5 protein-coding genes are annotated in these 14,660 nt (G+C 37.0%); all 5 read left to right on the top strand.

Features of this window, described 5'->3' with window-relative positions:
- Nucleotides 1–107 precede the first annotated feature (107 nt).
- The 5 genes from MTQ00_RS09025 (at nucleotide 108) to MTQ00_RS09005 (ending at nucleotide 14,389) form a co-directional block, all read left to right on the top strand.
- Entirely contained in the window at nucleotides 108–6,593 is a 6,486-nt protein-coding gene (locus MTQ00_RS09025) for a hypothetical protein (protein WP_273648531.1), read from the top strand.
- A 2-nt stretch (nucleotides 6,594–6,595) separates the two neighbouring features.
- Complete coding sequence (locus MTQ00_RS09020; RefSeq protein WP_273648530.1) at nucleotides 6,596–11,362, top strand: hypothetical protein; 4,767 nt, start codon at nucleotides 6,596–6,598, stop codon at nucleotides 11,360–11,362.
- An 81-nt stretch (nucleotides 11,363–11,443) separates the two neighbouring features.
- Nucleotides 11,444–11,605: a hypothetical protein gene (locus MTQ00_RS09015; RefSeq protein WP_273648529.1), complete on the top strand. Its 162-nt coding sequence runs from the start codon at nucleotides 11,444–11,446 to the stop codon at nucleotides 11,603–11,605.
- 2 nt (nucleotides 11,606–11,607) lie between these two features.
- Nucleotides 11,608–12,756 (top strand): hypothetical protein, encoded by a 1,149-nt coding sequence (locus tag MTQ00_RS09010; RefSeq protein ID WP_273648528.1) that lies wholly within the window; start codon nucleotides 11,608–11,610, stop codon nucleotides 12,754–12,756.
- A 7-nt stretch (nucleotides 12,757–12,763) separates the two neighbouring features.
- Complete coding sequence (locus tag MTQ00_RS09005) at nucleotides 12,764–14,389, top strand: pyocin knob domain-containing protein (protein WP_273648527.1); 1,626 nt, start codon at nucleotides 12,764–12,766, stop codon at nucleotides 14,387–14,389.
- The last annotated feature ends 271 nt before the right edge of the window (nucleotides 14,390–14,660 follow it).

The following is a 14,660-nucleotide window of genomic DNA, read 5'->3' as shown; positions in this document are numbered from 1 at the left end:
TATTCAGTCAAACTAAAACAATGCAATAGATCGTATAGAATTTATCAAACCAAGTAACAAACTAACAAAATAAGCATGTCGCTTAAACTTACAAATACCAAAACACCATGGCAACAAAATCCTTTTACCCCAATATAGGTACATTGGTTACGATTGACAATTTTCCGGAAGAACTACAATTTCTGGAAAACGGACTACAAAATGTATTAGACAAAATTTATTACAAAGAACTGCAATATGTTCAAAGCAATGACGGTTCCCAGGGCTATTATAACATTGTCCTGGTTACCGGAGAGCAATTGAAATTAGATCTTTTCGGATCAGGTTTTTCTATTGTGATCAATCCCGGAAGCGCAGGTGAAACCCTGATTCCGCTTACTTTAAATTATAACTGGCCTGTATTGGCTTTGATCAGTAACTTTAATCTCGAAACTTTTTCCTATCTACCGGCCGAATTACAAAGTATCCTTAATCAAACCCTGAATCTGAGTGATTCTGATTTAGTGCAGACTGCAGTAGGAGTTTTTGAAGGAAATCAGGATCTTCAGGCTTATAAAAATCTTGTTGATAAAATCAACCTGCATTATGGACTTTCAGGAAGTAATTCAATTCCTTATCCTGTTGAAGATGATTCTTTAAACATGGCTGAGGATATACGCTTGGCAGTAGAGGCTAATACTTTCATTACAGATGATATTCAGGAGGTAATCAATCAGGCTTATATCTTATCCGGTAACAACTCCACCTATACTGATAACTTAAATACCCTGGCTCAGAGCGTAACAGGAGAAAGTATTCAGGATTACATCAAAAAAATTATTGTTCCAAAAATTGAAGCCTCTTTAGGTTTATCAGTTGGTCTTGCTTTCCCGAGAAATATTTTACTTCCTGTGGATAATTCCGGAAATGCTATCCCAGAACCGGAACAAAGTATTTTGGTATTTGATGTAGGAAACCTGGATTTCAGTACTCAGGGAGGAATTAATTTTCAGGAAGAAATGGCTGTTAGCTTAAATCATCCCTCACAGATCGGAAACACAGGATTGGGAATAGATATCGTTAAAGCAAAGCTGGATCTGAGTAAAAATAAAAATATTCTGGAAGCAGATTTAGATGGAAGACCTCAGAATTTCATGGGAGTTTATGCACAGTATGCAGCCATCACACTTCCTTCTAAGTGGTTTAATAATGTTAATAATACAACATTACGTATTGCAGGATATAACATGCTGGTTGGAACAGGAGGTATTTCCGGGACAATTGGCCTGGAAGCTGTAAACGGTACTCCTACTACAAGTGATGATTATCTGTATGCAGATATGGGAAGCTGGAGAATTGGTTTTAATTCTTTTGATATTACTTTCAAACAAAATGATGTGATTTCTTCCAATATCAGGGCCCAACTGGATATTCCAAGATTCACGGATTCTAATGGGAATGGGGCTAAAATAGATGTTCTGGGGCATATTGATGCAAACGGAGACTTTCTTTTAACTGCTGCGGCAGTACCACCATTTGATCCTACTTTAACTTTACCCAATGTTTTCAAACTTCACTTAAAGTCTGTAGAACTTGGGAAAGAAGATGGGAAACTTTTCATTGGCGCTTCTGCGGATGTGGAGTTTTTAGGTTTCCTTGGTGATTTATTAAAAGGTCAAACTCTAAGTATATCTACCCTAAGAATCTATAGTGATGGTCATATTGATTTCCGTGTAAATGGTGGAAATCTGACATTACCTAAACCTATTAAGATCCCGATTGGTCCTGTTGATGTATCTGTTACAGCGATTCACTTTGGGTCGCATGAAAGAGAGAAAGGGGGAATGATCCGTAAATATAACTATTTTGGCTTCGATGGCGGCGTAAGTATAGGTATAGCCGGTGTTGATGCCCGTGGAGATGGGATTAAATATTATTATACCATAGATGATGGTCCCGGAAAATCGCATGATGCTTATCTTCATATTCAGACGATCTACGTGGATATGGTTATTCCTGCAAATTCCAGTGATCCGAATGTAGCCATTAAAGGCTGGTTATCTATTCCTGAACCGGGAGAGTTCCAGGAATATAAAGGGGGAGTGAGCTTAAAAGTAAAAAATCCACGTATTGCCGGAGGGGTAGATATGCGGTTAGCTCCTAAATATCCTGGATTCCTTATTGATGCTAATATTGAACTTCCTAATCCGATTCCATTAGGTCCCGTTTCTATTTTCGGATTCAGAGGCTTATTAGGATACCGTTATGTAGCTGAAAAAGAGGCGATAGGAATGACTTCTCAAAACACTTGGTATCAATATTATACAGCACCACAAAGAGGTGTAAACGTTAATAAATTCAGTAGACCTGATCAGACGGAACATTACAGTTTTCCGTTTTCTCTTGGAGTTGGCGCACTACTGGGAGATACCGTAGCGAACGGAAGTATTATTTCAGCAAATGCTATGCTTTTATTATCCTTACCTTCCATGGTGATGGTAGATGCAAGAATGAAGCTTTTATCAAAAAGGGTAACCTTCACAGATGATCCACCGTTCTTTGCCTTCTTTATTTTTGGGGATAATTCTTTGGAATTCGGTTTTGGGGCTGATTATAAGTTCCCGGAAAGTTCAGGGGATATCATTAAAATCTACGCGGAGATTCAGGCTGGTTTCTTCTTTAATAATCCTTCTGCATGGTATATTAATTTTGGAACACAACAGGCACCGATTTCTGCGAAATTATTAAAGGATCTGTTTACATTGAAAGCATTTTTGATGATTTCAGGAAAAGGAATCCAGGCCGGAGCAAGAGGAGAGTTCAGGTTTGACAGAAAGTTCGGACCTGTAAGTATTTTCGTATTGGCTTACCTTGAACTGGGAGGAAAGATCAGTTTCCAAAAGCCTCAGATGGGAGCTTATTTTGAAGCAGGACTGGCCATTGATATCAATGTGAAGATCATTCGTATTTACGCAGCAGTAACTATCTTGCTCGCCGTAGAGTCTCCACGGCCATTTATGATTTATGGTGCATTTACAGTAGAATTTAAAGTGAAAATTTTATTCTTTAAACTTAAATTCAAAGCGAAGATCGAATTAAAATGGGAATTTAATAAGGATGTAGACAGAACGCCTGTCAATCCATTTACGGAAGTACCAGAACAGGTGGAAGGACTTGTAAAAGGAATCAGTATGCTAACAAATGAAACTTTTGATTTGTTGCAAGTGAATGCCGCCAGTGCAGATAATCTTAATCCTAATACGATTCATAATGTAGTTCCGCTGGATACCTACATTGATATCAAAACCACAAAAGGCTTATTGCCGGCTGCGGCTACAAATGCAGTGATTGGTGGATTTACAAACCCTGCAGACTATTATGTAGATCTTGTTCCACCCGATAAGGTAATGAAGGGTCTGGAATTAAGACAGGTAAAACATCAGTATACTCTGGAAAATATTGAAATAAAAGCCCATAACGGATCCGGATGGATCAACTATAATCCTTTCAAGGCAATAGAACCTGCTAACTCTCTTTTGGATAATCTTAAAGCCGGACAGTGGCAGAAAAAAGATAATCAATATAATGCAATCAGATTGTTGGCAACCACTCCTTTCACTTATACGGAGCAAGGAAATCCTGGATGGTTTATACCTGAGCAATACGGAGTAAATGCATCTACGTTATTCTGCGAGGGACAGCATGTAGAAAACTCTGTTTCAGATTTTTTAGATAAACCATTGAATACCCTGTATTATGCATCTACAAATAATTTCTTTCAAAGTAAAGGAGCGTCATATCAGATTTCAGGAGATGTACAGTACACGGTAAATCCTGATGGAAGTATTACGATGCAGGGAGATTCTGCAAAAGTATCTGATGCTATCAATAGTTATGGTTTCATACAATCACTAGAGTTTAAAAACCATTCTAAGTTGACAATCATGTTGCCGGCACCTTCTACTGATATTGAACTTAAATTAAGTACGTACAGTTCCGGGGTAACTGTTGCATTCTATAGTCCGATAATCGATGATAGCCAGTCCTTTGTACAATATGATATTACAGAAAAATATTATTACAGAGATGAACTTATCAATCCTGTAACAGCACCAGGTGGTTTACAAAACGGGATTACTAAAATTGTAATTACTCCTGATGTAGCAGATAGTGTTGCAATTAATCTGATATTAGAACAGATGGCACAGCTTATGGATCAGGGATATCAGGATGCCTTAGCTCATGGAGGGATTATTGATGATGTGAAACCGAGTAACCCGGATTTATATAATGAGTTGGTGAAACAGCTTCAGGAATTACAATCTCAGGGATGTGGTGGTGAAAGCAGACAAGAAAAATATGAAATTGTCTGTAAAATATTTCCTGATCTGGTAAGGTATTACAATAACAATTTCTTCCTGCCTTTCAATACCAAAGGGGTATCGCCGGGAGTAGAACAATACAATTATGTACAGCTTATCAGGGAAAATATAGAAGCGGGAATTTTTGAAGAGGTTTTCAACATTCTGGCATCAGCAGGTATTCCGTCAAGTTTATTTGAACTTTATGTAAAGCAGTATTACGACTATTTAAAGAATTTAAAGGAGTATCTTGATCAGAATCCTGATAATTTAGAAGAGATTGTTGGACGTTTTAATAATTTGAGAACGAAATTCAAACAGATTAATAACCTGTTGAAAAATATGAATCCTTGTGAAGATGGAAAGCTTTGTAATTTAAGTGATTCCCTTTCCTATCAGGAATTTGGAGAGTTCAGTCCAAAACCTCCAGTAAGCCGTTCTCCACTATTAGAGACTTTATACAAGTTTATAGAGGAAAATCCTGAGTATAACTATTTATATGAAATTTTACATAGGCAGATAGCTACTCTTGAAACTATTATCAAAGAAGGCTGGGGTACTTATAATCACTTTAAAGTAATTTTCGATAATGCTTGTAAAGAAATTATTTCAACTCTTGCGGATCTCGGAAACTGTTCCGCAAATAAAAGCTGTTTTACCTTATTTCATGAAATAAAATGGTTATCTGTAGAAGATTATGCTTATAATATCAGTATCCCTTCACAAGGAGCTATCACACAGGATACCCAAGCGGCAGTTGATGCGATTACCAAATCGATTCAGCCTATCTGGAGGCCCGATACATCTTATTTTGTAAGATTTAAACTAAAAGATACAGTAGATAACGGGCAAGGACAGCAGACTTTTGATTATGCTTATGCATTCCGTACAGGAGGTCCACTTGGATTTTTCCATTTGGATAAAGATTCTACCTATGGAGATATTCCGGTAGCCAACTCTAGTCATATTCTTGAAGATACCGTAGGGATCATTCGAGACACTAACGGCAATGTTGTTCAAAACGATCTTACACCACATCCTGATTTATATCCGCATACGTCATTGAGGGCTTATATTGATTATCAGCGATCGTATCCTAACGCGGATGGAAATATTGTGAATGCCAAACCATTGTTTTACGACGATGTAACGACTAAAATTTCTATGTATTTTACTTCCAGCTATGTATCTAAGTTACTTGACGGTTGGGAAGATTATCAGGGATTAGGAAAGCTTGGAGGAACCATGAAGATTATCATTAAAGATCCTGTAGAAGGGGTGTCTATTGTTAATCCGCCTAGATTAGATACAACAGAACAAAATATTCAGCTTTCACAGGTAGATATACCACAAACTATCGAAGAATGGTCACAAGATGATAATCCGGCCATACCACCGGTATTGAATCAGTATTTTAATATGCTGAATAGTGGAGAGAATTGTACAGGAATTGTAACATTGGTAAAGCCAAAGTCTTTCTATCGTATAGTAACTCCTAAGAGACTTAAGCCTCAGAAATTATATACTGCACAGGTACTCAATTTCTATTGGGGGAAAGATCAACAGGTAAATATTTCTCAAATTACGGAAGATCTTAAGCTTAGATATGCTAAAGAAGTTCACAAGTTTGTATTCCAGACTTCCCGTTACAAAGATTTTAATGAGCAGGTACAAAGCTGCTTTATACCATATTTTGATGAAAATGGAGATGAGGCAACCAAACAGGCAGTTTATAAAATTGAAAAATCGATTACAGCAGACAAACTTGAAGCAGCATGGAATGTTATTCAGGGAGTTTCTAATCCTTTGAGTGAGGCTATTGCTCTTCAATACCAGCATCCTTTTGACAGGATACTTCAGGGATTATTTGGAATTTCCCCATTAGAAGATGCTCCTACTACGGAATTTAATAAAATTGTGGATCCTGTTACAGGCAATGTAGTTGCTCTACTGATCAGAAATCCTGAACCGTTTAATCATCCTAAAATTCCTTTAGAATATATCAATAGGAGTATAAATAATAAATATGGGATGATAGATGTAATGAAAATTGCAGCAGGAGGAGGAAAACCAGCTGTAGATCAAAATTATAAGGTGATCTATTCCAAAGATTATGCCCAGGCAATAGTTATGAATGCAGGTAAATCAATTACTGCAGAAGAATTGAACTTCCAATTTGTTTACAGGGTGTGGAACGGAACCATCTATGAAATATCGGATTCAAGAATAGTATACAATATCAAAATAAATTAATAATGTCATCAACTAAAAATAATACAAGCATGATTGCTGCATCTCCTATCAATGATTCATTTTTACAATCAGATTGTCTTTATATTCAGTCTGCAGGTTCTTTAGGAAATGACAGTACAGCAGGAATTCACCTCAGATGGGCCTTAAAAGGCCCAGCTGCTGAACACCTTCCAAAAGGAGATCATTTTCAAAATGCTCCTGAAGGTTTTAATAAACCAGACGATTTTATCTCCATTTTCAGGGCACCATATTATCCGGTAGTAACATCTCTTTTTCTGAAAGAACAACCCACTACGGTAATTGACAATGAGGCCTTATGGTTATATGGAAATAAAGAAGGAAGAAAGTTTTATGTATATTTCAGAAACACCAGCAAGTATCAACAAGTACGCGCTAATATTGATCCTTTTTCAGATCCTGCTGCTTTTTTCGAGCACTACGGTAGTAATGTTATAGAGGTTGAATGTAAAGAAATGTTGTTTTTTGCATCACAGTTATATCCATCTTCCAATGGTTCTTCAAAAACAGAAGTTCTTTCTGTAGAAACCAATAAACTGAATCTTCCTAAGAATGTAACATTCAGAAAAAACATTGTTGATTTTTCAGAAAAAATATTTGCTGAAAATGGACGTAGTATCCGTTTTGTACCTGCCAATTGTATAATAGAACGAATTGATTTTGAATTTTATGATCAGGTTTCCCTGAGAACAAAATGGGAGGAAATAGGAAAGTACAGCCTTTCGTTGGATGATAGTGAGGTAATAGACCGAAGGCTGGAGCCGGATCCTGGCAACCGTCCTGTCCATGCAACATGGTCCAGGTATAATGACGGCGAGTATGTGAACATAAGAAACTATCATGAGAAGTGGAGTAATTTACCCGATCCTAGGAATACAATCAAAGATTCTGTAAAACAATATTTACAATTAAGTGATGATCCTGCAAACCCTCAGGCACTGGAGTCCTATTATCTGAATGATGATTCAAGCGACCCAAACACCCCTTTGGAGGTTTCACATTTAGCCATTCTACAGATGGCGTCATTGGATTATCATGTGGCAAGGATGTTGGGATTGGGCTGTCTCGATCTTAATGATCAGGTGTATAAAGGGGAGAAATTCATATATGCTGCTCAATATACTACTATTGCAGATCTTAAGGACGGACAAGGAATAAAAGAAGTACATCATGCCTATATCACATTACCAACTTCCATTGAGGATGAACGACCTAGCTTACCAGTTGATCTAAAGGAACCTGTTCCTGGGATTTTTTCTGCAGATCCTACAGTAGGAGGTTCAGCTTCAGGTATTATTGATGCTGAAGGCTATACTCATGATGGTACAGGAAGGTATATTAGCTTATTAGCTGAAGAACTCAATCCTGATGAGCCGGAAGACAGTCCGTTTTATTTTTCGAATGCAGAATTTGATATGTCTAAATTTACGTATCCGGTATATGTGGGTATTGAATACAGGGATATTAGCGAAAGTCAATGGAGAGTTCCTGAACTTCCTCATGACCCTGGATTCGTTAATGTAGACAATAATGGAAACGATTCTAAAAATGAAACGGTTGCTATCGGTATTCCTGACTTTGGTGTGCCTGCCTATTTGCACAAAGAAACAAAATCAGGAAAACATGTATATGGGTCCTATGGAGTCAATTGGTTCTCCAGATCACAAGTTTCATCCATAACCTGGGAAATAGAATCAGATATTAAGCCTGCTAATACACTTTTGCCTCCTTCAAGTGTTAATGCATTCCTTATTCAGAAAGAACAACCTTTGTTGCTGACCTCTCAGAATGAGCAGGAATTGCTTGCCCAGATCACAGGAAACGATAAAACCCTTGTACGACTGACTTTTGAATATGATGCTGCTCAGGATATGGTCTCTTATCAAAAAGCAATCAATGGTGAGCAGCTGGTTGATTTTAATCCGCTTCCTGATAACGAGGAATTATTTGCAGATGAAATAGAAGTTTTCTTCAGGCCAGAAATGCCGAAACAGGTGTTCGGGATGATTGATGCGATCTCTGATCTGTCCGGAAATCCTTTGGTTTCGGTTATTCAATCAAAAGACCTTCCCCTAACGAGTGCTAATCAGTCCCTTTCCCCGACCATTCCTCCCGGGCAATTTCAGAATTACATAGGAGGAGTATTTAAAGTAGGAAATGATGAATATTTTATTCATGATATTGTTTCAGGATCCAATCCTACTTATCCTGTGTTTCATATTCTGAAAAAGCAGGTAGGAAATGCTTTTGGTCAAAGTACAACAGCTCCTTTTGATCCTTTGAATTTTGTGACCCCATCTGTAGATGAAGCTTTTATGATTGTAGAAAACATGCAGAACACAAGTACATGGGGATCTGTTAATCCACATCAGGTAAAAGTGAAAATAGGGAATAACTGGCCTATTTATACAGAAGAGATAAACATTACTTCAGGGCAAGCTCCGGATATAACTGAAAATACATATTTCAGGAAATTCAGAGGCATCAACAGAAATGCATCTGTTAAGCAATATACGGATCAATTTACACCTGTTTTTTCTGGGGTGTATGAGATTACATTTCCTGGATTCACATTAAATAATCACTTGCAGTATTCCAATGTTCCAGGTGCTGATAGTATACAATGGTATAGAGGAAGTGTTCGTATTGCCAGAGATAATGATCCGGGAGGGGAAAGAAAGACGCTAAAGGTTCTTAGGATTGATAATATTGGAACGGGAGAATTAAAAGTATATGCACAGGATGAAACTTTTGCAACAGATCCGTTGCAGGCTTCAGTGAGCAGAACTGTAGATGTTAATTTTTATCCGGGCTATAGAGCTTACCTTTATTATAATGCTCCGTGCCGCCTTACTGAAGGTCATCTTCTTCCACAAGATGCGGATACGCTTGAAAAATATTCCATTTTCGGATTGCGAAGCTCTGATCTGCAATATGCCTATCAGTCAAGGATATCTACACCGTCATTGTTATTTGGAAGAAAAATAGAAGCCCCAATGGTTCCTCAGTTGCCACTAGGTGCCCAATATGCAACAAGGCCGGATTATTTTGGAAGATCAAGCTATGCATTTACTACAGAATATGCCCATAGGCCGTTCAGTGTAACATTTTTAAGAAGTAATGATGATATTCTGTTAACATCTTTATATAAAAATACTGAAGATTATGGGGTAGTACCTGAGCTTAACTCTGTAGAAGATATCAGGATGAAGAACGGAGATGAATTTTTTAATTCAAGATTATCGGATTTAGCCAATTCGACAATAGATTTAGGAACTGGTCAGTTTAAAACGTATAATGGATACGGTTTGCCAATACCTAATAATCCGAGGCTTTTTGATGGAATCAATGAGTTTATCAGCCAACATAATCAGCATTATCAGGAAAACTTACCAGATGTTTCTTCTTCACAGGTCAATTCAATGAATCATATTATTATTCCAGCCGATCCTAATGGAAGGTATGGTCAGCTGAAATTCTATGATTTCGTAAAGCAGACCATTCAGAATACTTACGTTCCATTAACGGAAATACCTGTTATTTACCAACATATCAAAGGTGGAAGCTATCAGCCGATTCCTAAAGCACAAGTCATTAGAGACAGAAATGGTACGCTCCTTAACCCTACATCTCCAGAGTTTGATATGGCTCCGATGATGAAAGTGTTATCAACAACTCCTAGTCATAAGACCCTTTTTGTAGATTATACCCTGGATGGAGCTTCGACGAGTGTTTATTTTTATTCGGTAAGAGAAACCAATGCACAAATGGTTCAGAGTGAGCCGAGTCCGGCAATCGGACCGATAAAGATGGTAAACTCATTCCCATTAAGAACTCCGGAAATTAAAAGTGTTATTCCGGTATTGGAAAACACTATTTTAAGCAGCTCAGCGAAAATGCAGGTGAATATTAATCCGTATGACAAAATCCATAATGTTAAGAAAGCAAAACTTTATCGCGCTCTTAATATGGCCGATGCAACCTCCATACGTACGATGACTCTTGTAAAGGAACTTGATCTTGAAGCTGAGGGAGTATTAAATAGCGAAATCTGGACAATGGAAGATGATTTTTCCGATCTGCCGGAGGTACCTTTTGGTGATCCGTTATATTATAAAGTTACTGTAGAAGCTGAAGTAGAGTATGCTAATGCAAATTACGATGGCTCTGCTGATGTGATTGTGACGGAATATGCACCTTCGGAAGCATCTAAGCTTATGATAACAATAATAACTGAAAATATACTGCCTTCATCTCCCGAGTTAAAATTCGAGTCCGATGCGATAACCGGGAATGAGGTTACGTCTGCAATACTTAACTGGAAAGAGCAATGTTATAAAGGGAAATACCATCTTTATAAATTGAATAATCAAGGGAATTGGAAAGAAATTGCCAGAATGAATATTCTTGCGGATAATGTTTCTAAAGTTCAGCTCTATCTTTTTGAAAATGATCCTGTCACCAACATACCAATGTGGATGCCTAAAGAAGTTTTTGATGTTAATGATCATACTTTATTCCTAAGATTAGAAAAACTTGGCCTAGATCCTCTTTCAATTGCTGATCCGGATGGAAATCCAATTTATCATCATTTTAAAATGATCACTGAAAATACGGCAGGTATGTTAAGTAAGGAAGATAAGGTTTTAACTGTTTATGATGCTGGAAGTTGGACAGATATTGGAGGGATTTCTTCAGATGGAACAGATGGAATGATCATAGAGCAAACTTTTATCGTTAGTCCAAATTAACCCTTAATTGTAATTAATAAAAATGAATCAGTTCCTCCCTACTTTATGGGAGGAGGAACTGATCATGAAAAAATAAAAATTATGATAAAAAAAACAATAGCAGCTTTAAACGAATATTTTAAAGCTGGAAAGCGGTCGACAGAAAGCCAGCTTGGAGATTTCAAATTACTTCAGAAAATAGAAAAATTAACATTATACATCATTTCTCTAAAAAAAGAAATTGGTGTTTTACAACGAAACTAATTATGGCAAAAAGAGATATACAAGAGTTAAAGGATTATTTTAAAACGGGCAAGAGGCCAACTGAAAGTCAATTTAGTGATTTCATTGATAGTTATTTACATTTGGACGATCCGAGATTATCTTCTGAAAATTACAAATACAAGGATTTCTTCATTTTTTTTCCTCATCAGCAGAATGACCTTGCCGTTGATATCTTACTGGGAAATGGTTATGTCAATGGTGAATTTGAAGTTCAGATTGTAGGCTCGTACAGTAATGAAAATACGATTGGAATAATCCGAAAACAGATTATTTTCGGGGGAAATCCTGATAACAATATTTGGTATCCATCGGTTTCCAGGGTTATGGAAGCTTCAGGACCCATTGTTGACAATATTTATATAGGAGATATTATCTGGGATGCTACCTTAAATCAATATAAATTAAGTATCTATCATACCAGAGCGACAGGGAATCCTTACAGTATCAGGATCGTGCAGCAATCCCAAGGAACAGCAGTTGTAGATAATGCAAAAGTTTCAGGAATATATGCCAAGCCTGTTGCAGGTCAGAACAAACACTATGTTTATTATAGCAATAATTTTGGAATAGGAACCGCGAATCCTCAATCCAGATTACAGGTTATCAGTTCCTTTAGTGAACCGCAAGATCCAGGCGCAGTTATCATTGGAGATACCGCATTACCTAACTTAAGAATGGGATATAATACACAGAACACTTGGATTCAGAGTCATGCCGGATCTCAATTGCATATTAATCCCTTAGGAAATACCTTAGTGCTAAACAGAGATGCGGGTAATGTGGGAATTGGAACCCAAAATCCGGATCAAAAGCTAACTGTAAAAGGAAAAATACATGCAGAAGATGTAATTGTAGATACCAATGTTCCTGCCGACTATGTATTTCAAAAGTATTTTGATAATACTTCTTCCATCAGACCGGATTATCAAATGCCTACGTTAAATGAGCTGAAATCATTTATAAAAAAAAATAAACACCTTCCGGAAATTCCATCTGGAGATAATATTATAGAAAGTGGAATTAAAGTCGGAGATTTCCAGATGAAATTACTTCAGAAAATTGAAGAACTGACTCTTTATATGATTTCTCAAAATGAAGAAATTGAGAGATTAAAAAATTTAATAAATTAAATAAATCATGGCAAAGAAATCCATCACAGAATTAAAAAATTATTTTAAGTCAGGAAAAAGACCAACTGAAAGTCAGTTTGGAGACCTTATAGATAGCTATGTGCACCTAGATTCAAATAATGCACCTTATTTACCTCTTTCAGGAGGAACAATGACGGGCGGCATAAATCTTGGGCAAACAAATACAAACGGAATATCCAGAGATATGTCCGGTGTAACAACTAGCTCTAATTTTTCAAGATATTTTACAAAGCTAATAGGTTCTAACGGAGATATAGATACATTTGGATACTACGGAACCGTTACAAGTAGCGGAGCTGTAAATTTGAGTTGGGGATATATTGGAGGATCAGCCTATAACAGTAAAAATGCAATCAGATGGACCTCTGACCAACGTGTCGTTGTCGGAGCCAGTTCTTCTGTTGTTCCAACTACGGGATATGCCCTAGACACTGTAGGAAATCAATATACGAGAGGAAATGTTGATTTAAGTGGAAACATAAACAGCACCACCGGAGAATTAATTCTTCAAAGGCAAGGTACAAATAAAGTGAGAACCAATACATATAGTTTGATTCTTTCTGGAGAGACAGCCGCAGGAAACATATATTTAAGACCACAGGGCGATAGTACCAGTGCAGGTCAGGTTATTCTTAGTTCAGCTGGCACACAATATGTTGATGCTTACAATCTAAACTTTGGTACCCAGACGACTACTGGATCTGCATTGTTTCATACTAATGTAGCAAGTGCAACACCAGGATATGGTTTATGGATGGGACATAATTTGCAGTTCAATGGAACAAACTTTATTCAGCCCAGAGGAAGTTTAGCATCATGGGGATTTACAGTAAACAATCATAAGAATTTTTCATTTAATTATGCAACAAACTCTGGAACCAACGGGAGTTCGGTGTCTTTAACAGAAGTTGTTAAGATTAATAATACAGGTACTATTACTACCTTAAATCACGGAGATTCCTCTCAATGGAACAATGCTTTCACACAGGGGTTGATATACAGAGGATTAGTTGGTAATGTTGACCTTAATACTATTACGACAACTGGATTTCGGATACAAGGAGGTACTGCTAATGCTACTCCTGAAAATAATCACCCCGTATTGCTCGCTGGACTTTTAAAAGTATTTGCAACAAGCACTCATATCGTTCAGGAGTATATCACGTATTCAATATACAATGATTCCTACAGAAGGTATTATTATAATGGAACATGGTCACCATGGACAAAAGACTGGGATTCAAATGATTTTTCACAGCAAAATATTAACAACTGGAATGTTGCATTCGCCAGAAAAAATGAATCTGGGCAGATAAAAGTAAGTTATGCAGGATTGTCTGTTTCTAATTTTACAGCCAATACATATAAGCAACTTAATATTAATATTGCTACTCCAACAATTGTATCTTCACCCGTCACAAAATATCCCAATAGTACACCAAATAATTATAAAGGAATCTTTGATTCGGGAAGAAATGGAGGATCAACAACTTATTCCGGTAGATTAATAGAAAATCCAATTCCCGGACAGAATCATAGATGGAGAATTATGGGTAGTTTTTCTGATAGAACAAATGCTTTATCAGATACATTACCCTTGGAATCAGACTGAAAAATCCTGTGAGTGGATTTTCTCTAATGGGAGTAATTACGGTTGCTCCACAACAAAGTTCAGGCGAGTTTTCTTTATATTATGATACTATTGCTGATGCAGCCTCAATCTCTTCAGCGAATGGATATATACTAGAAGTAGTTGCAAGTAGTACAGACGCTAACTTATCTGTTAACATTAATTCTATTACAAGATTTTCAGAGGCTATAGAAGCTTAGTTTCGAAACTTATAAACTGTTATCTATGTCTTGATACAAGTACCGCGATTACT

Origin of the sequence: Chryseobacterium sp. B21-037 (assembly GCF_028570785.1) — a bacterium.
Classification (GTDB): domain Bacteria; phylum Bacteroidota; class Bacteroidia; order Flavobacteriales; family Weeksellaceae; genus Chryseobacterium; species Chryseobacterium proteolyticum.
The sequence above is the reverse complement of the archived record's forward strand: the minus strand, read 5'-3'. Positions and strand labels throughout refer to the sequence as shown.